Consider the following 24,319-nt stretch of genomic DNA (forward strand, 5'->3'; position numbering starts at 1 on the left):
TAAATCCTCCTTTTGAGCATGATCATTCGTCGAATCCGGTTATTCGCCAATCCTCCTTGGAACCGCTTACAGAAACCATAAAAAAGCAGGACACCCGAGTATTGGAGAAATCCGTATTTCCGCCAGATATTCGGATGTCCTTGATAGCCCGCTTCTTATTTCGACTCCGCTTTGTAGCGCGCGTACGCGCTGTTGTACGCATCGACCGCGCTTTGCAGGTTCAGCTTATTCAGCTCGGCCAGGTACGCATCCCAGGTCGCGTTAATGTCCTGTGCGCCCATAAATACTTTTTGCTCGTATTCATCCATATAAGGATTCAGGTTGACCAGCGCATCGTCGATCGCTTTACGCTCTTCCGCGGTGAAGGTCAGCACCGGGAACGGCGGTTTGATCCAATCGCTCTCGGCGTACATATTGAAGCCGGCCTTGGCGATCTCGTTCATGCTGCTTAATTCGCCCACCAGACTGCCGCGTCTGCCGATCTCGTAGCCGCCACCGATGCTTCGGAGGAAGTTCGGCAGTCCCGTCTCGTACTTCAGCGCAACGTCGCGCAATACGGGCTCGCCGTTCACCAGGTCGTAATGCTCGCCTTCGATGCCGAAGTTGGTCAGTCTCTCGCCTTCTTTGGTGAAGAAGAAATCCATATATTTGATTACCATCTCCGGGTCGGCCGCATCGCGGGAGATGCCCCATGCATACGAATGAATCGGTTCGCGGCCCGCCATCATCTGCACGACGCCTTGCTTGTTGGCAGGAGGCGCGATCGCGACGAAGTTAATATCCGGCACCTGCGCGCGCACCGTGTCGTTCACCGCGGCGGTGGAGGTAAACCAATCGATCGTCGCCCCGCCGATATTGTTGCCCAGCATGAACTGACGGGCCTGAGCGCCTCTTGTGTATATTTCCGGATCGATAATGCCGTCTTTATACCATTTGGCGAGGTCGGTCAATGCCGCTTTATACTGATCGGACGTTTTGCCGTGATAGATTTTGTCGTCCGGTCCGATATACCAGCCGTTCGTCGCGCCCCAGATCTCGAGCAGCGACCACAAGCCGGAGTTACGGGAAAACAACGGAATCTCGTCCTTCTTGTTGTTGCCGTTCGGGTCCTTCTCGCGGAAGGCGTACAGCGTTTGCTCGAACTGCTCGAAGTTCGTCGGCACCGGCAGGTTCAGCTTATCCAGCCAATCTTTACGGATAAAGTACCCCATCGAAGGAAGCGTCTTGCCCGGTTCGCCGCCCAGCGTTCCGGTCAGCGTATAGAGCTTGCCGTCGGTGCCCATGCCGGCGCGGCGGGCTTCGGGGAAGTCCTCCAGAAACTTCTTGATATTGGGCGCATACTTCTCGATCAGCTCATCCAGCGGAATGAAGGCGCCATCGCTGACAGCCGGAGCGAGCGTCGTCCGCTGACCTTGAATAATGTCCGGCAGCTTGCCCGCGGCCAGCATCGCGTTAAAGGATTGTACTTCCTCCGTGATCGACTCGTTCGCCACGTTTTCCATCGATACGTTCGTAATTTCCGCCGCTTTTTTCCATACCGGCATGTCGCCCTTCGGCGCGCCGTTGGCGGAAAACGGATAGAACAGCGTTACCTTGGCCGGCTTTTCGGAAATCTGCAGCCGGTCCGCGCCGTTGTAGCCCTTCGGCGCCTCTGCGGCAGCGGACGCCGACGGCTTCGCCGATGGCGACGAAGACGCCTGGCCTTCATTGTTGTCCTTGGCGCACCCGGCCGCCAGCGATGCGGTCAGCGCCATAGACATTAAACCGATCAAATGCTTCTTTTTCATGCTTGCTTTCCCCTTTTACTTGGATTGGCCCTGCTGTATGTTAACCCTTGATCGCCCCGACCATAATGCCCTTCACGAAGAAGCGCTGAATGAACGGATACAGGACAAGCATAGGGATAACTGCAATCACGATGGTCGCGTAGACGATCGTCTGCTCGGTCATGGCGGAAGCGCTCATATCGACCGCTTCATTCACGTTATAGGAGACTTCGACGATGAGCTTTTTCAATAGTACCTGAAGCGGCACCTTGTCTTGATCCTTGAGCAGCATCATCGACCAGAAAAAGGCGTTCCAGCGCCCGACGAAATAGTACATCGTAATCGTCGCGATGGCCGGCCCCGATAACGGCAAATAAATGCGGCTCAGAATCGTCCAGTCGTTGGCGCCGTCCATCTTGGCCGACTCTTCCATCGAATCCGGTACGTTCTCGAAGAAGGTACGCATGAGAATGACCAGAAACGTGTCGATCGCAAAACAAAGCAGGATGCCAAGACGCGTGTCAAGCAAACCAAGCTGCTGAAAATTCAAGTAGGTCGGCATGATGCCTGCATTGAACCATAAGGTGACCAGCACGAAGAAGGTAATCAGCTTGCGTCCGGGCAGCTTTCGCTTCGATAGCGGATAAGCGCCGAGTACGGTCAGCGTCAGACTGATCACCGTTCCGATCACCGAATAAAAGACGGTATTTCCGTAAGCGGTCCAAATCCTGTCCATGGTGGCGACGCGGTGAAAGGAATCCATCGCGAAGCCTTTAGGCAATATCGTCACTTCCCCCGTCGATACGGCCAGCGGGTCGGAAAACGCGGCGATCACCACGTAATAAAGGGGGTACAGCATGATGACCATGAGCAGCAGCATGAACGACACGTTGATGACATTGAATACTTTTTCGCCCCGGGTTTGGAACATGGACGCTCCCCCCTTTCTACATGATGGATACATCGCTTATTTTTTTGGAGATCCGGTTCGCCGTCAAGACGAGGATGAGCGAGATGACGCCGTTGAACAAGCCTACGGCCGTCGCCATCGAGAAGTTCGGCGTCGTGCCGGCGGTTCCCTGGCCGGTGCTGGCGCCCGTCCCGACGCGGTATACGTAGGTTCCGAGCACATCCGCGGTCTCGAACGTGATCGGCTGATACAGCAAGATAATCATCTCGTAGCCTACATTTAAAAGATTGCCGAGGTTCAGAAGCAGCATGATCCCGATGGTCGGCATCAGGCTGGGCAGCGTAATCCGCAGGATCTGCTGGAAGCGCCCCGCTCCGTCGATCGTCGCGGCCTCGTACTGGGCGCTGTCGATCGACATGAGCGAAGAATAATAAATGATCGAGGCGAAGCCGGCGCTTGCCCAAATGCCTTGCGCGACGAATATCGTCCGGAAATATTCCGACTTCGTCAGGAAGTAGACGCTGCCTGTGCCAAGCTTCTCCAGCAGCACGTTCACGATGCCGGTCGACGGCGACAGAAAGTTAACGACAAGTCCCGCAATGACCACCGTCGATATAAAATGCGGCATGTACGAGATCGTCTGGGCAATGGTACGCAATTTGCGGCTGCGAAGCTCGTTGAACAATATCGCCAGAATAATCGGGATCGGAAAGGCAAACAGCAGATTGTAGACGCTAATCAGCACCGTGTTGCGCATCAAACGCCAAAAATAAGGTCCGTTAAAAAAAGTCGACGAAATTTTGAAAGCCTACCCATGCGCTCCCGTCCATGCCGAGGAAGGGTTTGTAATTCATAAATGCCATGCGAAGCCCGCCGAAAGGCATGTAATAAAAGATAATGTAATAAAGCACGAACGGAGTCAGCATCATGTACAAGTGTTTGCTGGCTATGATGTTGGTCGCTGCCTCGCTAAGCCGTAGCTTGCTGCGGTGCGATGGCTTCAGGCTCGCAGCTGGTTTCAAATTTCTCCCTCCCATATCGCCCCAAGCGTTCGCGAAAGCGCTTGAAACCTATCTGTTGCATTCGCCGACGATGACTTTTTGCCTTTTCAACATAACCTGATCTCCGCTTTATGTAAGCCCTTTCTTTTTCTGAACGGCCCGAAAAATACGGATTTCAGGCCTTTATTTCTTACGATCCTGCGGTTCGGAATTTTTACGTGCATAAAAGCGGTTCATTTTTGGGCGCATTTTCATTACTATTAAGGGACACAAACAAAAGGGGCGGTGGGGTTTGTATTACTACAAAAAAATGTTTCGGGTTTTCGCGGCGATCGCGATCACCTATACCCTGCTGATCGAAATTATTTTTGTCGGGCTCTACTGGATTCCTTCGCGGCGGGAATTCGCGGAGAACGTGGAGACGACGGCTCGCAGCCTTTCCGAATATACCGATTCCAGGCTGAAGTCGCCGCTCGAGATCGGCATCATTCTGAACGCGTCGGATTATACGAGCAAGTATGCGAGCAATACGCTTACCAATTACGAAAGACTTCGATTCATCAAGTTCATTCAGAATATCCATGGATTGACGGCAACGCAAAACTTCGGTCTCGCCGTCACGAAGTACGATGACAATTACGTGATCATGAACAACGAAACCGGAGGCATTCCGTATTTCCGAAGTATTTTCAGATTAAGCGAAAAGCGGCTGGACGCGGCCATTCAATACTTTAAAGAGAACCCCCGCGTATTGTCGCAATTTTTTATCGCCGATCTCTCCGGCAAAAATAAGACGTACGTGATTGCCCGGCAGGAGTGGTTCGGAAGAGCGGCGCCGATCTATACTTTTACCTCTTATTATGAATCGCAGCTCTTTGATTTGAATACGCTTACAAAAGGATCCTTCGCTTTGTTTTTCAACAACGAGCTGGTCGCCTCTTCGGGAATGCTTGAACCCGATGCCGTGAAGAAGCTCGCCGACCGTGGTTTTCAGAAATCGGATTATATCCAATATGACACTTCGTCCAGCGTACCGGGATACCGCTATGTGTATTTGACCGAGCCGCAAGCGATACTTACGCCTACGCTCATTATGATCGTGGCGTGCGGTCTCGTCGCGATGACGGTCAGCCTGTGGCTGATGGCGCTGGTCACGAGGAGGATGTACACGCCGATTGAAGGCGTGCTCAAGAGCACCGGCGAAGCGTTTACCTCCGGCGATGAATTCGCGCATATCCAATCGACCATCCGATCGCTCTCCTCCAATGTCGAGACGATGTCGCAGTCGCTGGAGCAGTTCAAGCTGTCCGCGGAAAACAAATTTTTGCACGAATTGCTGACGGGTCTCGTTCCCTTGGAGGAAATTCAAGAGCGGCTGCTTGGTTTCCCGAAGCTGAATGCCGAGGGTCCTTTCGTTATCGTGCTGATTCACTACCGGGAGACCGGTCAATATACGGGCGATTTTCTGCACGGCATGACGTACAACGTCAAGCAGAGGCTGAACGCCCTGCTCGACAGCCAGTTCGCCGACAGCCGATTGCAGCGGACGATCGACCTGAACTTCGAGACGCAGGCCGTTATTCTGCAATGGGACGCGAAGCAGCAGCTGGCGGAGAAGCTCCGCAACAGCATTATCGGCATCGAACCGGAGAGCGGTCTCGAGATCAGCGCCGTGATCGGCACGCCCTGCGACACGCTGACCTCCATTGCAACTTCCTACCGCAAAGCCGTTAAAATGGCGGAGATGCTCGGCTACAGCGGCATGCACGCCAAGGTCATACAGGCCGACGACGTCAAGACGGCGGACAAAAACACGGTCGACTATCCGCTGCAGCAAGAGCAGACCTTGATCAACGCCGTCATTCACGGCAAAACGGCCATTTGGCAAAGCTCCCTGGAGGAGCTGATCGCCGCCAACCGCCAGAAGCGCGGCAACCTGCTGCCCACGCTGGCGCTCATGCTGGACGTCACCGTCAACCGGATGATCGACGGCACGGACCTGTCGGCGCCCGAGGCGTTCGGGACGCATCATGCGGACGATCTGCAGCTTCGCGCCTGCCGTTCCTTCGAGGAGCTGCACCAGAAGGCGCTGCATGCGTTCGGCAGGCTCGAAGCCTCGTTCGCCAAGGCGCAGGACAAGTCCAATTCAAGCCTGGCGGAAAAGATGCTGTCTTATATCCACGAGCATTACCGCAGCGAGATCAGCTTGTACGACCTGGCGGATTACCTCAATCTGTCGCGCAATTACGTATCGACGCTATTCAAAAACGCGGTAGGCCGCAACTTCAAGGATTATATCGGCGAATACCGGTTCCGCCAGGCCTGCGCCATTATTCAGGACAATCCCGATCTCAGGCTCAAGGATGTCGCGGATCAGGTCGGATGCAATACCGAAATTTTGACTCGTTTGTTCACGCGTCATGCCGGCATGCTTCCGAGCGATTACCAGCAGATGTGCAAAAAAAACGAGAAAGCCGATGAATAATCGGCTTTCTCGGCTTGCCTTCGTTAGTCTGCATGCAACAAAGCGCCGCGTCCCGCTCCAGCTTACAGCTTCCTCAACTCGTCCAGAATATCCTCCGGCGCCAGGCGCTTCATAAAATCCGGGTTGACGTACGCGGAACGGACGATGCCGGATTCGTCGATCATGAAGGTGGACGGAATGGGCAGGATCCACCGGTCGGTCGCGTTGTACTCGGCCAGATCCATCTTGAACTGGTTCGACATCAGCTCCTGAAGGTATGACGGCACGTCGTACAAAATATGGTAGAAGGCGGCGACCAGACCGTTCGTATCGCTGAGCACCTCGAACTGCAGGTCCTCCTTCTCTTGATGGGACAGCGTGTTGTCCGGGCTTTGCGGGCTGACGGCGATGAGCCTGGCGCCCAGCGCGTGAATCTCCGGGAGCACCTTCTGGTAAGCGCGAAGCTGCGCATTGCAGTACGGACACCAGCCGCCGCGATAGAAGGTGAGCACGATAGGCCCTTTAGCCAGCTCGTCGTACAAGTGAACGGGGATGCCCTGCGCGTTTTTCAGCGTAAAATCCTTCGCCTTCTGCCCTTCCTGCAGCCCATACTGCACGCCCGACTCCTGCTGCTCCCGGATCGAACGGAACATCGCGGCCTGTACCTCCATAGGCGAATGGGCGACAAATTGCTGCTTCATTTCTTCCAGCGTTTGATTTAAGGACATGGATGATTCCCCTCCTATGTGATCACTCTATTATTTCATAAATCCAATCGCGAGGAAAAGGATGCCAAGCATGATCGAAACATAGCCGGCAACTTTCTTGACCGGACCGCCCCATTTTGCCAACCTTCGCATAATCGAAATGGAAAAGACTGCAACAGCCGCGAGTATGACGCCTTTCCCGAGCGAATACGCCGTCATGAGCAGCGCGCCGTGAAGCGGGCTTCCTTGCAGGGCAATATAACTGATTAGCGCAAAAAAGATCGGAATGGCACAGGGGGAAATGACGAGTCCATACGGAATTCCTAGTTTGAATGCGGCCACGGCGCCTTGCGGGCGTTCCGGCTGGTTCATCGGCTTTTGAAAATTCGGCATGGCGAACGATATGACGCCAAGCAGCTGAAGTCCGGCCAAGATGTCGAAGATCGGCGGAACCCATGTCAGCAGCCGGTATTTCTCGACGAAGGGCAGGAACTGTTGGCCGAGCAGCGCGATGATCAAACCGGCCGCCAGCGAAGTGACCGCCATACCCAGAATAAAGTTGATCGCGATCAGCATCGCTTTCCTTTTATCGCCGGCAGCTCCTCGCTGGACATAACCCGCAAACATCGCAAGCACCGGCAAATAGCAGGCCAACACCGCGCTCACGATACCGACGATGAACACAAGGATGTAGGTCGCGGCGGAAATGCCGCCCGTAATCGTAAAATGATATAAGTTTTCCATACGCGTCTCCTTTTATCTAACGTTCCTCTTCATAATCGAGCCAAGCATACACGCGTTCGCGAAGCTCGGACAATTTGGGCAAAGTGCCGAATTCCGTTTTCCCGTTGATGAGAATCGCGCCTGCGCTGAAAATGTTCAGTACCTGAAGACGTTCGAATTCTTCAACCACATGTAACTCCCGAATCTCGATTTGCGAAAATTCCGCCGCCACTTGCTTCACAAGACTCAGCGCCTTTTGACAAATGGAACACCCCGGTCCGGCTGATACCACCTCGATTAACAAAAGATCCCCTCCTTCATCTCTCCTGTTCAAGATCCTCCGTGCAAAAGGAAGATTAGCTTTGATTATAGAGATCGGGCTGTTAAATCCTTGTTAAGAAACGCGGCGAAGGATTGCATGATTTTCCTCGCATCGCGGAAACGCGAATGCTATGTTATTCTCTGTAGCAGGAAGGAGTGGTCTTATGCGAATCCTTATCGTCGAAGATGAGGAAGACCTTTCGCGTGCGTTAGCCAAGGGGTTAAAAAAAAGAAGGTTATGCCGTAGACAGCGCGTATGACGGGCTGACCGGGTGGGAGCTGGCGGATACCAACGAATACGACGTGATCCTCCTCGACATCAATCTGCCGGAGCTGGACGGCATCTCGCTTTGCCAACGCATTCGCCGGTCCTCGCACCATCACGACGTATGTATCCTGATGCTGACCGCGCGCAGCCATCCGGACGAAGTGGAAGAAGGACTCGATTCAGGAGCGGACGACTACCTTCGCAAACCCTTCGTGTTCAATGAATTGCTCGCCCGCATTCGGGCGCTCCTGCGCCGGCGTTCGTCCGTGAGCAGTTCGGTGCTGCGGTTCGACCGGCTCGCCCTGGACTCGAAGACAAAGGAAGTCTGGTTCGAACATGCGCTCATTCCATTGACAAAAAAAAGAATTCGGCTTGCTCGAATATTTGATGCTCCATCCCGGCGAGGTCATATCGTCGGAGCGGCTGCTCGAGCATGTATGGGATATCAACGCGGATCCGCTCACCTCAACGGTCCGGGTTCACATCAAATCCTTGCGCAAAAAGCTCTCGCAGCATGATCCGGAAGCAGGAGAGGCGTATATCCAGACCGTTCAAGGCCATGGGTATCGGTGGACGCTGCGCGCGGCCGAAGAGAAAGAGGCAACGACATGAAACCCTGGAATCGTCTATCGCTGCGCTTCAGATTGACGCTGTTTGCCATTCTAAATTTGGCGGCCATGATTACTCTGTATGCGGTCTTAGAGTTCTTTTTCTCGGCTTCGGGGATCGTGTCGCATCTGCAAGGGCGGATTATCAGCTTACTCGTTGCGCTCGCAGGCATGATCCTCAGCGCGCAATGGCTCGCATCCATGATTCTCAAGCCTGTGAAGCGAATGAGCGAGACCGCCGCCGGCATCACGGCGACCACCCTCGACAAACGGCTGGAGATCGACCGGCTTCACGACGAATTGAAGACGCTCGGCATTACGTTTAATAAGATGTTGGACGGGCTGGAACGCGCCTTCGACCAGCAGGCCCGCTTCGTATCCGCGGCTGCGCACGAATTAAGAACGCCGCTGTCCATCCTGCGCACGAATCTGGAAGTGTCCGGAGACGGCGATCGCATCGATCCGAGCGATTGGCAGGATTATAGAGCGACCACGGAGCGGACGTTGTCACGGCTGGAGTCGCTGACGGAAGATTTGCTGCTGCTGGCCGACGGCTCGTACGAATGCACTGACAGTGAGCACCATGCGGTAGAGCTTGCCGATATCCTTACGGATGCCGTCTCCTTTATGGCGCCCATGGCCGTCGAATACGGCGTGCAGGTCCATCTGACGGAGCCCTTCACTGCTTCGGTTAAAGGGGACGAGAGCTTCCTGTTCTTGGTGTTCCGAAACCTGCTGGACAACGCCATCCGGTACAATCGGCCGAACGGAAGCGTGACGCTGCTGGTGGCGCATGAGAATGGACGCGTAACGGTTCGGGTGGCGGATACCGGGAAAGGAATATCCCCTTCGAACAGGGAGCTGATTTTCGAGCGGTTTTATCGCGTCGATGCCTCACGGGCTCGCAGGCATGGCGGAGCCGGCCTCGGCCTGTCAATCGTCCGACATTTGCTTGGCTTTTTCGAGGGAACCGTTGAATTGGAGTCGAGTTCGGAAGAGGGAAGCGTGTTTAAGGTGATGTTGGAGCGGGGTTAGGGGACATGTTACTTCGAAGGGGCGGTTAGCGAAAATGAGCGATACGCTCAGGAGGTTTGACCAGGACGAGCCGGCAATCGAATCGGCCTGCCCCAGCCGGCTCGCGGCAGAGGCGCGCTGACGTGGCCGCTGCGTATACGGCCGGATGGTGGGTCGGCATGATCGCGGTCGGAGCGGCGCTGCTGGCCGTGTTGTCCATCGTCTGGCACAGCTGGCGCAACGGCATCTCGCCGATGCCGGCGTCCGGCCCCGTCCGCCGCGCGGTAGCGGCGGAGCTGCTGCGGCTCGGCCCGCGCGGCTCGGCGGTAGAGGCCGGCTCGGGCTGGGGCAGCCTGGCGCTGCATACGGCGCGACGCTGTCCCGGCTGGCGGCTGATCGGCATCGAGAACTCGCCGCTGCCGCTCGCGGTGTCGCGGCTGCTGGCTAGGGGACAGCCGGGCATGCGATTCATGCGCGGCGACTTGTTCGCGTACCCCTACGAGGACGCCGACGCGGTGATCTGCTACCTCTATCCCGGCGCGATGAATCGCCTGGCGCCGCTGCTCCGGCAGCATCTCGCGCCAGGCGCTTGTGTCATCAGCGTCTGCTTCGCGCTGCCGGGCTGGACGCCGGCGCGAACGGTCGTCTGCGCCGATCTGTACCGGACGCCTGTCTACGTCTATGTCCGCTAGGACGGAGAAATTACCGCGATCCGTGCATGCATCCGCGGGTTGCCGCTCCCTCCGATTGTCGTCCGTTTCGATATGCGCGCTTTCGGCTAATTCATAAAAAAGATGAGGGAAGGGATCTCATTATATGAAGAAGAATCCGTTCATCCTTTTATGCGCTTTGACGGCGATGCTGTTCGCGTTAACGCCTCTTCCGGCGGCGCATGCAGATTCGCCTGTCACCTCCACCAACTTTTATGAAGCGTATAAGGACGAACCGATCGTCCAGAAGGCCCTCCAAGCGGGCGGCATGACGGCCGAGCTGGCGGCCTACCTGGCCGATAAATCTTCGCCGCTTGCGCTGCGCGCCGCCGTTATCAATGCCATAGGCTGGGACACCGAGCCGACCCAACGCGCGGAAGCCTATGCGCAGCAGGCGTACGGCAAGTCGCTTGCAGCGTTCAAAAAGTCCGAGCTGCGCGGCGACGAACGCTTTGTCATCGGCTATTTGCTGGCGATGGACGATTATCTGGATACGCGCGAGGCGGAGCGATGGCTGGATGATGCACGCCAGCTGCTGCCGGATAGCTTTACCGCTGCGTTGATTCATGCCATTGTCCAAGCGCAAGAGGAGATGAAGGTCGCCGGCTGGCCGCAAGTGTGGAAAACCGTCGCAGACGTGGCGTTCGATCCGGACTTGGAGATGGATATGCGGCCTGAAGCCGCCAAAATCATTATCGATTATATGGTATTGTACAGCGACAAAAAAGGTAATCAACCCCTTTGCCGAAGAAAGCCGCCTTACGCTTCGAATCGGGGATCGCGACTTTAAGCTGAACGGCGAGACGTTCGAGATCGATCCCGGCTACGGCACGGCGCCAGCCTTGATCGACGGCAGCGCCTACCTGCCGGTTCGTTTCCTGACGGAGGCTGTCGGCGGAGACATTCGCTGGGAAGCGGCCACGCACACCGTGCGGCTGGACACCGCTCACGTATCGATGAAGCTGACGATCGGCGAAAAGACAGCTGTCGTAAACGGAAAGGAACAACGGTTGCTTGGCGCCCCTTATATCTCAAACGGACGCACCATGTTGCCGTTCCGCTTCCTTGGGGAAGCGCTCGGGTTTGACGTCTCATGGGACGCTGCAACGCGCGAGATTGGCTTGACGCTGGAATCGCAGTCGCACAAGTAATTGGATAAGAGCTCGGAAGAAGGAAGTTGTTTAGGGTTACGTTAACTTGAAGCTGTATCCTTGTTCAAGCAAGTGCCAAGATGCCATGTCTACGATAAAAGCGACATCCGCATAAGTATGCGATTCATCAATCAATTCTGGACCCGAATCAAGAGGTCCATGCATCGCCATGAATGATCTTGCCAACGACCTCTCCAAATATGACGACAATATCGCGGAGCCATTCATTTAATGGATATTTGCTCGGGTCCTTGTACTTATTCCATTCAATGATGGCTTTGCAGTGTCTTCTCTCCCCATTGGTTGCCACCTTTTAAGTGCGTTAATGCTCCTCTATTCCAGTCGGCAATGAATCCTTATGATCTCCGCAAACTCTAAAATAAAAGGCACCCAAAGGTGCCTTTAATCATCTTATAATATCTAAATTAAGCCTAATACAAAGGACCAACGATAAAATACTTAACGCTATAGAGGGGGGCGAAACCGAATTGGGCGCCAATAAGCCATGCGCCTACACCGGCAGACCCTACAAAAGCTAAAAACAATAAAACTCTTGATACAAAGAAAGAAATAGACCAAAAAACGATTACGATGAGCGTTATGCCCGAAAATACAGCCCAAAAAGAATGAGTAATGTATCCAATTAAAAATAGGAACAGTAAAACCTGAAGCACAACTAGTGATACATTGGCTTCATTCTCTTCATGCTCTTCCAAAGCCTTACTAAATTCAGATTGTAGATCAGACCTCGCCCTTTTTCGCTTATCGGTAAAGTTTATTTCTTCCCATCCGTTACCGTTGTCCTTCGGAACTATGAGTATTTTGTCCTTATCCATATATCGTTCACCCCTAAACTATCATACATTAGCTTCCATAGTTCGCCAATGATTGGTCTGGGCCCAGTTGATCTGGAAAAATGGAGCGCGCTGGGATGGCGAAGGTGATGCCGCCGATCTTTTCTAAGATAACGTCGTTGCCCTGAGGTCGCGAGTCTCTTCTCCGAATACAAAATAAAGTTAGCCGTTGTAAAAACCGGTTTATGCGCTACATAAAACCGGGTTTGTCGTTGTTCAGATCGTCCAGTAGGCAGGAATAAACGTTTCTTCTATATTGGTTGTATGCGCTTACAAAAGCGCAAATCCAATATGAAGGTGGTTGATTTGATGCTTCGAAGAGTACGACTGGTCTTGCTAGCTATTCTGACGATCGGCTTGCTGGTCCCCCCTGGCTGGGGTCCGGCAAGATTCTCTTCCGCGCAGGCAGCGGGAGAGAATCTGATCCAGAACAGTTCGTTCGAGACCTATACCACGGATTCCCAAGCCGGCTGGACAACCCGAAGGGCTGCCAACTGGGGCATATGGGTGGACACGGCATCCACGCCGGTTGCGCCGACGGTCACCGTAGAACTGTACCACTCAAGCGCGGGCAGCCGTTCCGTGAAGATCAGCTCGCCCGCTCCGAACAAAAGCAGGTTAACGGTGTATCAAGGGAATATCCCCGTCGTTCCCGGTCAGGAGTACCGGTTATCCGGCGCGTTCAAAACCCAGCAGATCAATGGAGACACCAGCGCTTATGGCATAAATATCCGGGTTGCCTACCTCGACCCGGCAGGACAGCTGCTGCGGATGGATTATTTGCTTCCGTCCAACAAACCGGTCCGAGGCAATAATACGAACTGGGTTAGCTACGAAACGTCGACAATTGCGCCCGCGGGATCCGCAACGGCCAGAGTCGATCTCGATTACAACAAAGTAACGGGCAACGCCTGGTTTGACGACATTCAATTCAAACCATGGACATCCCTCAAGGGTCTCTCCTTCCAGGAGCAGGGAACCATGATCCCCGTCGGAGGCACGAAGCAGGCGCCCGTTCAGCTCGCGCCCGCCAATCCGTCCAATCCCAGCTTGAGCTGGGCTTCGTCCGCCCCCGGCGTGGCGACCGTTGACGGACAAGGCACGATTACCGGGGTTGCGCCGGGCCTTGCCACGATTACGGCCACTTCGGCCGAAGGCGGCTATACGGCGTCCTACCTCGTGACGGTAGCCCCTGCCGGGCTTGTGAAGAACAGCGGCTTTGAAACGGTGACGAGCGGTTCGCAGAACGGCTTTACGGATAAGACCCCTTCCTTCTGGTCGGCTTTAACCCCTTACGGAAGCCCGGTCGTCACGGTCGATGAAGCCGTATACGGAGCAGGAAGCCGCTCGCTCAGCATCAGTGCAGCGGTTAACAGCAATGCTTCCGCCGTGCAGTATAATATGCCGGTGACCGAAGGCAATTGGTATCGCTGGAGCAGCCTGATCGCGACAGAATCGCTAACCGGCACCGGAGCCTCCCTCCGGTTGAAATGGAATGGATCCGGAGGGACTGCGATTAGCACGGAATACTTGCCGGCGACAGCCGTGAAAGGCACCCAGCCCTGGAAGAGCTACGAGGGTCTCGTTCAAGCGCCCTTGGGTGCGACCGGGGCCAGCTTATACGCGAATTATGATAAAGCAAAGGGACAAGCCTGGTTCGATGACGTGCAGCTCACGCCATGGATTCCCGTTACAGGGCTTACCGGAGACGTACCTTCTTATCAAGCCCTCAGCCCTGGCGAAAGCGTAACGCATGCCGTTTATGCAGCCCCCTCGAACGCGACGGACAGACGGGTGTACTGGTCGTCCTCCCAGCCTGAGGTCGCCGCAGTCGACGCATCCGGCAAGGTCAGCGCCAAAGCGGCGGGCCAAACGGTCATTACCGCTGCGTCCGCAGAAGGCGGCTGGACCAAATCTTATACCGTTATCGTCTCGGCAGCCTTTCCCAACGGCGGTTTCGAGACGACCGTCGCTACCTCCTCGACCGATTGGCTGAACGGGACCAAACCGGGCACCTGGATCAACTATTTCGGTACGGGGACCCATCCCCAATTATCGCTTGATTCGACCGTGAAGAAGGAAGGCGCGAAGTCGCTCAAGATTGAAGCTTCCTCCCAAGGAAAGGCGGTTCTGTACAACAATATCGTAGGGGCCGCGGCCGGCAAGAGCTACCGGGTCGGCGGCTGGCTCAAACAGGAGAACGGCGGTACGAATGTCAGCCTGCGACTGGTCTACCAGGATGATAACAATGCGATTATTTCGAAGGACGGCAATGTCTACGAGAAGCTACCCGCCATCGGAACGACAGGCGCGGACGGCTGGGGCTTTTACGAAAAAATCGTCACGGTCCCTGCGGGCGCCACGAAGGCGCGGCTTGAGGTTGCCTTCGAGCTCGGTACCGGTACGCTGTGGGCGGACGATATCCAGGTGATCCCGTGGATTCCGGCATCCGGCATCCAATTGGATAAAAACAAGGGGCTGATCGGCGTCGGCGAGAGCGTGGCCTTGACGGCAACGGCGCTGCCCGCGAACGCCACCAATCCGGTCGTGTCCTGGGAATCGAAGAATGAGGCGGTAGCCGTCGTGGAGGCGAACGGTACCGACCCCTCCAAGGCTACGGTCAGGGGGATCGCTCCCGGCATCGCTACAATCAGCGTGAAAGCAATAGAAGACCCGCATGTTTATGCAACTTATGCCGTCGTCGTGGGGACGGATTCGGACATTACCGCCTCCGACGAAACCGTCGAGGTCAACGAGGATCAATCGATCAGCCGTCCGATTCTGGCAACCGACGCAGCGGGAGACCCGCTTACCGCATCCGTGCTCCTGGCACCGTCGCATGGTACGGTCGCCGCGCGCGACGACGGAACATGGACCTATTATCCGAATGCCGAATATAACGGAGCGGATACGTTCACGCTGCTGATCGCCGACGGCCATGATCACTTTGCTTTCTCGGTCATCCAGGTCAATGTCGGGTCGCAGCAGGATGCCCCGTCCATGGATAAGCTGCAAGTCAACGTAGGTACGGTTCGGGATCAAGTCCTGTCGGGTCGCGTGACGGCCAAAGACAAGGATGGCGATCCGTTGACGTTCGCCCTCCAGGCGGATCCGGCATCCCAGCCCCAGCACGGCGGCGCTGCCGTTCAATCGAATGGCGATTGGACGTATACGCCTGCAGCGGGATATACGGGCTACGATTCCTTCCAGATCGGGGTTTCGGACGGACATGGCGGTACGTCCGGCACCAAGATCGTCGTGTATGTCGGCCTGCCGGGAGCGGATATGATTGCGTCCCTCGTCTCCAGGCATTCTGCACCGGGGACGGCTCACCCTAGGTTGTTTGCAACAAGCGATGATTTTACGAGCATTCGCGGGCTTATTCAGACGGATCCGATCATGCAGGAGTGGTACGCCAAAGTGAAGGCCGACGCGGACCTCGAAGTCCCCAAGCCTTCGATCCAATACTATACGACCAGCTCGGGCTCCAACATCAATATCGTCAACCTGGCGGATGAACTGAGGCCGCGAATTGAAAAGCTTGCCCTGATGTACCAATTGACAGGCGACACCAAATATTCGGTTCCTGCTATCAATCAGTTGAATGTGATGGTGGATTATCCGGATTGGCATGGCGGCGTCAAAAACTTCCTCAGCATTTCGGAAATGGGCGTCGTGGCTTCCATCGGCTATGACTGGCTGTACGATGCGATGACGCAGCAGGAGCGGGACAGTCTCCGCGCCAAAATGATTCAGGAAGTGCTGATCAACGCAAAGTATGAATACCTGGAAGGCGGGGCCAAGAACAATGCCTGGTGGACGGTTTCCCCATCTAACTGGAACTTGGTAGTCAATGGCGGCATCGTGACAACCGTTCTCGCCATCGGAGACGAAGCGGATGCCAATCGCGTCCATACGGAAGCTTCCGATCCGCGCTTCCAGGTTCCGATCGCCGAGTCGGTGCTCGAGTCGGCGCTGTCCTCCACGCAATACGGTCTCGGCGCCTTCGCCACCGACGGCGATTGGCCGGAAGGGACCGGGTATTGGAATTACGCGACCGAATATTTCGCGTATATGATGTCGGCGCTCCATACGACGCTGGGCACCGATTACGGCTTTATGGACCAGGCCGGCGTCCGCGAGACCGCGAAGTATATGGCAAACCTGCACGGCCCGAAAGGTCCGTTCAATTATGCGGATGCGCATCCGACGATTCTCGATACGCCGCAGCTTCTGCTGTTCGCGGATTTGCTCGAAGACCCGGATGTGTCCTGGTACAGGCAATTCAGCTACAAGGAGAATCATAAAGCGCTTCCGATGGATCTGATCTGGTACCGTCCGGGACTGTACGGCGCCAGCGTTGATCCGCAGCAGCTTGACGTGCTGTACGATCATCCGCTCAAGAACAATGTCGCAGCCTTCCGCGATTCCTGGAGCGATCCCGGCGCCAACTACGTCGCGATCAAGGGCGGGGTCAACGATTATGCGATAACGAATACCCTGCATAACCATCTCGACGTCGGGACATTCGTTCTGGATGCGCTTGGCGTCCGGTGGGCCGTCGATCTCGGGAAGGACGACAAGGACTATAACGTGCAGGGGTACTTCACGAGCAACCCCGAGGCCGATCCGAACCGATGGGATTGGTACCGCACGAGGGCCGAAGGCTCCAACACGCTGGTGATCAACCCGGACGACGGACCGGATCAAGCGCTCGACGCCAACGCGCCGATCATCGCTTACGATTCCAAGCCCGAGGGCGGCTACGCGGTCGTCGATATGACGTCGGCCTACAAGGATGACGTCGTGTACGCGAAGCGGGGCATGATGCTGGGCCAATACCGCAGCAGCTTCCTCCTTCAGGATGAGCTTCAGCTGAAAGCCCCTTCGGACTTGTATTGGTTCATGCATACGGATGCGCCGGAGATCACCGTTGCACCGGACGGCAAATCGGCGATCCTCACGAAGAATGGCAAACGGCTCTATGCCCAGCTCCTGTCCCCTGGCGCGGCTACCTTCGAGGTCCGGACGGCGACCCCGCTCCCGACAACGGATAGTTACGCCGGCCAGACGTTGAATGCCAATGTGAGGAAGCTGACGATTCACATCCCGGCTGCCAAGGATCAACTGACGATTGCCGTTCGCTTCACGCCGTTGTCCGTCATTGAAGCGCCGCCTGCCGACGTGCCGGCCGTGACGCCGCTGCAAGCGTGGAGCCTGGATTCGACGCCTACCGCGCTCTTGTCGCAGCTCAAGGTCGATGGCGTGCCGGTTGCCGGCTTCCGCTCGTTGAAAATGAAATACGCGGTGGAAGTTCCCTTCCTGACCCAGACTGTACCTGCGATCACGGCTGTCGCTGCGGACCCGAACGACACGGTAACCATTACGCCCGCTTCCGGCATACCGGGAACGGCCGTCGTGGAAGTAACGGATGACCAGGGCGTCAATCGACCGGGTAAATATCTCATCGATATAACCCGGGGCATATTCTCGGGCGTGCTCACGGATGTCCCGGCATTGCCTGTCACGTACTTGGCCGACAGCGGACCTGTTGACAACCAGTGGCCCGGGCCGCGCGCCGCGGATCACGATCTGACAACGTACTGGTCCGTCAGCGGACCGAACACCATTGATTTCGACCTCGGCTCCGAGACGACGGCCACGTATGTCGGCATCTCCTGGCGGCTCGGCAATCAGCGTCAATTCTACTTTGATCTACTGACATCGACGGATGGACAGACTTGGACGAAGGTCTATCAAGGGCCGAGCTCGGGGGAAAGTGACCGACGATTATGAGATTTACGATATCCCAGATACGACGGCGCGGTATCTTCGGATTGCCGTATCCGGCAACAACCTCTCGACGGCAACCAGTATTATGGAAGTGATGGTTTACAGCGAGTAAACAAAAATAGCCGTTATGCCGAGGACTACGCGTCCAAGGCTAACGGCTTTTTTTGCTGTATCCGACAGGGCCAAGGGAAAGCTTCACCCCTTAATCGCCCCGATCATCACGCCTTTAACGAAATACTTTTGCAGGAAAGGATACAGAAGCAGGATCGGCCCTGTCGCTACGATGATCGTCGCGTATTTGATCGTCTCTCCGAACAGCATCTTGTCGGAGCCGCCGACGCCGGTCGTCATCGTTTCGGTACTGCTCGTGATCAGGATCTCCCGCAGAATGAGCTGGAGCGGATAGAGGTCGCGCGTGCGCAAGTAGATGAGCGCGCTGAACCAGGAATTCCAATGGGCCACGCCATAGAAAAGAATCATGACCGCAACCACGGGCATCGACAGCGGCAGAATGACGCGGAATAAGACGGTAAAGTCGTTGGCGCCGTCCAGCTTGGCCGATTCCTCCAGGCTGGACGGAACGCTCATGAACGAGGTGCGCATGATAATCAGGTTATAAGCGCTCATCGCAGCGGGGATAATCAGCGCCCAACGGGTGTCTGCCATGCCTAAATCCTCGATTAGCAGGTACGTGGGAATTAAGCCGCCGTTAAAGAACATGGTGAATACGATCAGGAACATGACCGGGTTTTTCCACATCACCTGCTGCCTGGATAAGGCATAAGCGCCGAAGGAGGTCATGAGTATGTTAAGTAGAGTGCCCAAAGTAACGTACAGTAGGGTGTTCAAATAACCGGTGATAATCGACGGATTCTGGAAAACGAGCCTGTAGGCTTCCAAGGTGAAGCCTTTGGGGTACCAGATCAGTCCGCGCGTTTGAATGGCCCACTTGGGATCGCTTAGAGAGGCGATCAATACGAACAAGAACGGATATAAGGTGATTAGGGACAAAAGAATCAAGAGCAGGGAATTCAACAGGTCGAAAAGATGTTCCCCCCGGCTTCTGCTCATGTTGAACGGCCTCCTTTTTACCAAAGTTTATGTTCGCTGGTTCGCCGGCTTAGCGCATTGGCCGATAGCAGCAGCGTAAAGTTAATGAGGGAGTTAAAGAGGCCTACGGCGGCGCTGTAACTGAAGTTGGATTCAAGTATCCCTTTTCGGTAAACGAAGGTCCCGATGACATCGGCGGTTTCGTACGTCGTCGGGTTGTACAGCAGCAGGATTTTGTCCGCGCCGACGGACATGAAGTTGCCGATCTGGAGAATAAGCAGGATGACGACCGTAGGCATGATACCCGGCAATGTAATGTGAAAGGTCTGCCGCAAGCGGCTGGCGCCGTCAACGCGGGAGGCCTCATAGAGCGAGGGGTCGATACCGGCCATGGCCGACAAATAAATGATGGAGCCCCAGCCGATATTCTGCCAGATGTTCGAGGATATAAAAACGAAACGAAACCAGCCGCTCTCCTGCAGAAAGGTAATCGGCTGAACGCCAAACCAGGCGTGGAGCAGATTGTTGACTAACCCGTCGCGGGCCAGGAAGTCGACCAGCATGCCCGAGACGACCACGATCGATATAAAATGCGGCATATAGGTAATCGTCTGAACCGTTCGCTTCAGCATCGCGCTGCGCAGCTCGTTCAGCAGAAGCGCAAGGACAATCGAGGCCGGAAACGTGAACAGCAGATCATAAAAGCTGATCAGCAGCGTATTGCGCAAAATACGAGAAAAGTAGTGGCTTCCGAAGAAATCCTTGAAGTGCTTCAGACCGACCCAGTCGCTATGCAGAATACCTAAACCCGGCGAGTAATCCTTAAAGGCGATCTGCAGCCCGTACAACGGCACATAGTAGAAAACCACATAATATACTACGACGGGAAGCAGCATGAGATAAACGTATTTATTGATTTTGGCATCGCGGATCAACCGGTACTTGAACCCGCTCTTGTCGACCGCGGGCTTGATAGAATCGGATGGTCGCTGGATCGCTGTGGACATCGCGAGCTCCTCCTTGCGCGAAATGAGTGTGTCAAAATGGGCGCAAAAAGACGCCATACGGCGGGAAGGCTCTCCCTCTCGCCGTATGTTCGCTCCCTGCTTTTCTTATTTTCTGCTGAGGTAACGATCCAGGGCAGCCTGACGAGCCTTGATCGCTTCTTCGATCTCCATGCCTTCCAGCGTCTTCACGTATTTATCGAAGTTCTCGATCGGCTCGGCACCCATGACGAATTTATTGAACATCTCGTCCCGGTAGGTCTTGACGTCGTTCATGATCGAAGCGGTTTTCGAGCTTTCGTCGGCATTCAGGGATATGCTCGGCATTTGCTTGGAATGGTCCGCCTGGAACCACGTTTTTTGCGCCTCGCGCTGCGCGGGAATGGTGTAATATTGCTCGATTACCCGTTTATCCTGAACAAAAGGTCCATTCCAGCCGGATTGGAAATACTTCGCCATCGCTTGCGACATCGGCAGCTTATCCGGGTTGTTCATGATTTCGTCCGTATACTTCGGATAGCCGTTCTCCATCTTGTAGCTTACGCCTTCGATCCCGAAGTTGATCAGCATATGGCCTTCCTCGCCATACTTGTAATCGAGCCATTTAACGATCTGTTCCGGGTTCTTGGCATGGGCCGATATGGCCGCTCCGTAGCCGGTGAACGGGTTCGTATATTGACCGAGCGGATTCGCGCCGCCTTCCGTAAGCTTCGGGTAAGGCGCTCCCACCAGGGAAAAGCTCGGATTCGTCTCTTTTTGCAGGGTCAAATAGCGGCCCAGACCGGAGCCGGCAAATCCCGAGTAGGCCCCGACTTCATTATTAAGGATCTTATTGTCCTTCAGCTTGGCATCCGTGATGCTGGCATAGTCCTTGTCGATCAGGCCGTTTTTGTACCAGCGCGCGAGCGTGGCCAGGAACTCCTTGTACTCGGGCTGGATCGGACCGTACTTTACCTTCCCGTTGTCGTTGTAGAAATCCGTGGTAATCCCCCAGGCGCCGACGAAAAGGTGGTTCAAATCGTAGTCGCTGTTCAGATTCATAAAGAAGGGAATCTCGTCCTGCTTGCCGTTGCCGTTCGGATCTTTATCGCGAAATGCCGTTAAAACCGCTTCCCATTCCGGGATCGTAGTCGGCACCTTCAAATTCAATTTATCGAGCCAATCCTGGCGGAAAATGGGGCCGTTCACGACGCTTAACAGCTCGTCTCCCAGCAGGAACGGCATCACGTAAATATTTCCTTCATCGGTCGTGATCATTTTCTTAAACTCGGGATGTTCCTTCAATACTTCGCTCAAGTTAGGCGCATACTGGTCGATTAACTCGTTCAAACGCAGGAGCTGTTTTCCTTTAATCAGGGCATCGGGACTTTGGGAAGCGGACAACCCCACGGTCGAGCCGAAATTGTATTCCACCACGTCAGGCAGGTTGCCCGAAGCGAGCATGATATTGAACTGGTCTTTCTCCTGTCCTGTCGGCGGATGCTGGAATTCAACCTTCGTGCCGGTTTTTTTCTCGATTTCTTGATAGGCGGCCATCTCGTTGTACGTCTTCATGATCGCGCCCGCATTGCCGTTCATTTGTACCCAGTACGTCATAGAAGCGGGATAATTCGCATCCGCGGCTGACGGACTGGCTTGGGCGGTCCCCGTCCCCGTCGCTGTCCCTGCCGGTGCCGGAGACGTTGCGGTTCCGGAGGAATTGCTGTTGCCGTTGCTGCTGCAGCCTGTTGCCAAGACGGCAAGCAAGGTTGCCGAGACCAACGTGAGTTGAAGCGATTTCTGTTTTCGGTTCATCCTTCGATGACCCTCCCATGTACGATTGTATTGCGGTTGCGCCGTCCGCCATTTGAATATAGTCGAGACGGCTCCGGCTGCCTACATAACGTTCGAATGAAGGATAAACGCCGCTTTAGATGAAGAACAAACCGATTTTTACAGTGCCTAACCTTCCTTTGGATCCCTTGATAATTGCAGCATTTCCCGGTACTTTCCGGGGGTAATGCCTTCTATTTTTTTAAACGTGCGGATGAAGCCGATGTCGGTGGAATAGCCGACCTGTTGAGCGATCTGGAGGACGGTCATTCCCGGATCGGCCAGCAGGCGCTTGGCTTCGGCCATCCGAAGCTCGATCATATAATCGGTCAGATTGATGCCGTACTGCTTCTTGAACAGGGCGGACATGTATGCCGAATTTAAACCGAAGTGATCGGCGACGTTGGTCAAGCTAAGCGAAGGGTCTGCGTAATGCCGGTCGATATAATGCTTCATACGCTCTTGCCACCGCTCGTTCTGCTCGGAACGCGCTTCGCTTACGCGGCTGCAAATAAACGCGATCCACTTTTTGATTTTCCTGACCATCTCGTCGGCCGAAGTGCTGTTCAGAATCTGCTTTACGGGATCGGCATCCGTATCCGGCGACAGCTTCTCTTCGATCTTGAGCGCATTCGTCACTTTCAGCAAGGTGCCGAGGATGTTCATGAACAGCAGCTTGCCCAATTCGGGCGTCGTGTCGCGGGAGCCTATATTTCGTTCGTAAAGGTCGTCCAGAATCGACTCGGCGGCTTCCAGTTCGCCGCTTTTGAGCACGTTCATGAACCGCGCTTCGACTTCCGTCGGATAGTCGTAATCTGCGCGCTCCATGTCCCGGATTTGGTCATAATGGATGATGGAGCTTATTCCGTGAATGATGCGATAGTCGAGCGCGTTAAGCGCTTCGTTGTAGCAGCGGGAAACCTCCGGCAGTCCATGATGGATGGAGCTGGTCGCTACCGTGATTTTCATGCGGAACCTTCCCTCGATGATCTCTTTGAGCTCGGCGATGAGCCGGTCGCGTTGAAGCAGCGTTTCTGCCGATGGGTCGGGAACGTTCAGAACCAGCGCCAACCGGTTGCTGTCGGTTTCCGTGGCGTAGCCCGAATCTCTTAATAGCTCGCTGCTCAAATTCAATAGAATAAAGCGGACCAGCGCGTAATCCCGTTCGCTTTCTTCGACTCGGAATTCCTTGCTCTCATCCACCTCGATCAGCACCACCCCAACGCAAGGATGCGGGAAATGCATACCCGTAAAAGCGAGAGCGTCGGGCGTGAGTTCGGCCGGGTCCAGTTGTCCCTTCAGCAGCCTGCTCAAAAAATGGGCGCGAACGACCGGCAGGTGACCGGCAAGCTTCGTTTTCAGATCCATGCTCTCGGCAAACGATTCCGTAATGGAGGTCCGGATGAACTCATACTCGTTCGCGGATCCGCTGCGCGGCACGCTCCTGCCTTTATTAATCGTATAAACCAGTTCGCGGATCGGACTATAATTGCGGTTGGCCATCCAGTAAGCCGCCGCGCTGCCGGCGACGACAACGAAAGCCAGCAAGCCCAGCGCCCAGGCTTTAATTTCATTAACCCTTTCCAGCACGACGTTTTTGGGCACTAAAGATACATACTTCCAGCCGCTTTGGCCGGTCGTATAAGAGAGCATCTGCGCTTGGCCGTCCATCGGGTATGTCTTGTAACCACCGGCATCGGAAATCTCTGCGGACAACCCGTCGGGGAGCTCGTGCCGGCCGGCTGTCGAGACAATGACTTGTCCCTTCGAATCAAGGATAAGCATCGTTCCCTTGTTCACCCACTGGATCTGCTTGAGCAGGTTGAAGATCTGTTGTTCATTAATGAGCATGATCAGGGTGCCTTTCCCGTTGCTCCCCTCTCCGAGCGGTAAAGTAAAGGCGCTGGCAATCACGTTTGCCGCGTGATCTTGTTGGCCTTGCGGCGCCGCCCAGAAGTCCATGTAGTGATAGCCGGATAAGACTTCGGAGCGTACGCGTTCGAGGCTCCAGCCTGGAAGCGGATACAAATCGTTAAAGAACGTAGCCGCGTCCGTTTTCAGATTGGAGGAAATGACCGTATCGTCTTCCCGCAGATAAATGTAGAAATCATCAATAAAGCGCGATCCGTTACGCATATTCTTAAGCGCGCGGACGGCTTCCTC

At 55.1% G+C, this 24,319-nt stretch carries 19 protein-coding genes and 1 pseudogene; 8 read left to right on the forward strand and 12 right to left on the reverse strand.

Going from position 1 to position 24,319, the window contains the following annotated elements; translation table 11 throughout:
* Positions 1-155: 155 nt before the first annotated feature.
* From OMP38_RS17045 to OMP38_RS17060, 4 genes are read right to left on the reverse strand one after another with little or no spacing between them, the layout of a single operon-like run.
* Positions 156-1,787, reverse strand: a complete 1,632-nt coding sequence (locus OMP38_RS17045) for a type 2 periplasmic-binding domain-containing protein (RefSeq protein ID WP_277566193.1) — start codon at positions 1,785-1,787, stop codon at positions 156-158.
* 40 nt (positions 1,788-1,827) lie between these two features.
* The gene (locus OMP38_RS17050) at positions 1,828-2,697 is read right to left on the reverse strand and encodes a carbohydrate ABC transporter permease (RefSeq protein WP_277566194.1); all 870 of its coding nucleotides are present in this window, start codon (positions 2,695-2,697) and stop codon (positions 1,828-1,830) included.
* Positions 2,698-2,713: 16 nt separating this feature from the next.
* The gene (locus tag OMP38_RS17055; protein ID WP_277566195.1) at positions 2,714-3,421 is read right to left on the reverse strand and encodes an ABC transporter permease subunit; all 708 of its coding nucleotides are present in this window, start codon (positions 3,419-3,421) and stop codon (positions 2,714-2,716) included.
* Between the two features lie 34 nt (positions 3,422-3,455).
* Positions 3,456-3,698, reverse strand: coding sequence for a hypothetical protein (locus OMP38_RS17060; protein ID WP_277566196.1), 243 nt, complete (start codon positions 3,696-3,698; stop codon positions 3,456-3,458).
* A 271-nt stretch (positions 3,699-3,969) separates the two neighbouring features.
* Between OMP38_RS17060 and OMP38_RS17065 the strand changes: the two genes are divergently transcribed.
* Positions 3,970-6,162 carry a helix-turn-helix domain-containing protein gene (locus tag OMP38_RS17065; protein ID WP_277566197.1) on the forward strand — a complete coding sequence of 731 codons (2,193 nt, stop codon included), beginning with the start codon at positions 3,970-3,972 and terminating at the stop codon, positions 6,160-6,162.
* 62 nt (positions 6,163-6,224) lie between these two features.
* Here the strand turns inward: OMP38_RS17065 and OMP38_RS17070 are convergent, their stop codons facing one another.
* From OMP38_RS17070 to OMP38_RS17080, 3 genes are read right to left on the reverse strand one after another with little or no spacing between them, the layout of a single operon-like run.
* Positions 6,225-6,869, reverse strand: coding sequence for a peroxiredoxin-like family protein (locus tag OMP38_RS17070; RefSeq protein ID WP_277566198.1), 645 nt, complete (start codon positions 6,867-6,869; stop codon positions 6,225-6,227).
* A gap of 30 nt (positions 6,870-6,899) precedes the next feature.
* Entirely contained in the window at positions 6,900-7,592 is a 693-nt protein-coding gene (locus tag OMP38_RS17075) for a cytochrome c biogenesis CcdA family protein (RefSeq protein ID WP_277566199.1), read from the reverse strand.
* Positions 7,593-7,608: 16 nt separating this feature from the next.
* Complete coding sequence (locus OMP38_RS17080; protein WP_277566844.1) at positions 7,609-7,863, reverse strand: thioredoxin family protein; 255 nt, start codon at positions 7,861-7,863, stop codon at positions 7,609-7,611.
* Positions 7,864-8,171: 308 nt separating this feature from the next.
* Between OMP38_RS17080 and OMP38_RS17085 the strand changes: the two are divergent.
* From OMP38_RS17085 to OMP38_RS17110, 6 genes and pseudogenes are all read left to right on the forward strand, one after another.
* Positions 8,172-8,342, forward strand: a pseudogene (locus OMP38_RS17085) (response regulator); the annotation flags it as partial.
* Positions 8,343-8,547: 205 nt separating this feature from the next.
* Positions 8,548-8,772 carry a winged helix-turn-helix domain-containing protein gene (locus tag OMP38_RS17090; RefSeq protein WP_277566845.1) on the forward strand — a complete coding sequence of 75 codons (225 nt, stop codon included), beginning with the start codon at positions 8,548-8,550 and terminating at the stop codon, positions 8,770-8,772.
* Positions 8,769-9,803, forward strand: coding sequence for a sensor histidine kinase (locus OMP38_RS17095; protein ID WP_277566200.1), 1,035 nt, complete (start codon positions 8,769-8,771; stop codon positions 9,801-9,803). Before OMP38_RS17090 ends, OMP38_RS17095 begins: the two co-directional genes overlap by 4 nt.
* 122 nt (positions 9,804-9,925) lie before the next feature.
* Complete coding sequence (locus OMP38_RS17100) at positions 9,926-10,474, forward strand: class I SAM-dependent methyltransferase (RefSeq protein WP_338130535.1); 549 nt, start codon at positions 9,926-9,928, stop codon at positions 10,472-10,474.
* 124 nt (positions 10,475-10,598) lie between these two features.
* The gene (locus OMP38_RS17105; RefSeq protein WP_277566201.1) at positions 10,599-11,282 is read left to right on the forward strand and encodes a hypothetical protein; all 684 of its coding nucleotides are present in this window, start codon (positions 10,599-10,601) and stop codon (positions 11,280-11,282) included.
* A gap of 52 nt (positions 11,283-11,334) precedes the next feature.
* The gene (locus OMP38_RS17110) at positions 11,335-11,643 is read left to right on the forward strand and encodes a copper amine oxidase N-terminal domain-containing protein (protein WP_420869668.1); all 309 of its coding nucleotides are present in this window, start codon (positions 11,335-11,337) and stop codon (positions 11,641-11,643) included.
* A gap of 431 nt (positions 11,644-12,074) precedes the next feature.
* Here OMP38_RS17110 and OMP38_RS17115 read toward each other — a convergent pair whose 3' ends face one another.
* The gene (locus tag OMP38_RS17115; RefSeq protein ID WP_277566202.1) at positions 12,075-12,479 is read right to left on the reverse strand and encodes a hypothetical protein; all 405 of its coding nucleotides are present in this window, start codon (positions 12,477-12,479) and stop codon (positions 12,075-12,077) included.
* A gap of 351 nt (positions 12,480-12,830) precedes the next feature.
* Between OMP38_RS17115 and OMP38_RS17120 the strand changes: the two genes are divergently transcribed.
* Positions 12,831-18,293: an Ig-like domain-containing protein gene (locus OMP38_RS17120; RefSeq protein ID WP_277566203.1), complete on the forward strand. Its 5,463-nt coding sequence runs from the start codon at positions 12,831-12,833 to the stop codon at positions 18,291-18,293.
* A 192-nt stretch (positions 18,294-18,485) separates the two neighbouring features.
* On the opposite strand, the gene OMP38_RS17125 is transcribed toward OMP38_RS17120, so the two are convergent.
* The 4 genes from OMP38_RS17125 to OMP38_RS17140 form a co-directional block, all read right to left on the reverse strand.
* Positions 18,486-19,361, reverse strand: coding sequence for a carbohydrate ABC transporter permease (locus tag OMP38_RS17125; protein WP_277566204.1), 876 nt, complete (start codon positions 19,359-19,361; stop codon positions 18,486-18,488).
* 17 nt (positions 19,362-19,378) lie between these two features.
* A complete protein-coding gene (locus tag OMP38_RS17130) occupies positions 19,379-20,347 on the reverse strand; it encodes an ABC transporter permease (RefSeq protein WP_277566205.1) in 969 nt (322 codons plus the stop codon).
* 105 nt (positions 20,348-20,452) lie between these two features.
* On the reverse strand, positions 20,453-22,138 hold the full coding sequence (locus OMP38_RS17135) for an extracellular solute-binding protein (RefSeq protein ID WP_277566206.1): 1,686 nt from the start codon (positions 22,136-22,138) through the stop codon (positions 20,453-20,455).
* Positions 22,139-22,285: 147 nt separating this feature from the next.
* Entirely contained in the window at positions 22,286-24,292 is a 2,007-nt protein-coding gene (locus OMP38_RS17140; RefSeq protein ID WP_277566207.1) for a helix-turn-helix domain-containing protein, read from the reverse strand.
* Between the last annotated feature and the right edge of the window lie 27 nt (positions 24,293-24,319).

This window comes from Cohnella ginsengisoli (genome assembly GCF_029525555.1).
Lineage (GTDB): Bacteria > Bacillota > Bacilli > Paenibacillales > Paenibacillaceae > Cohnella > Cohnella ginsengisoli.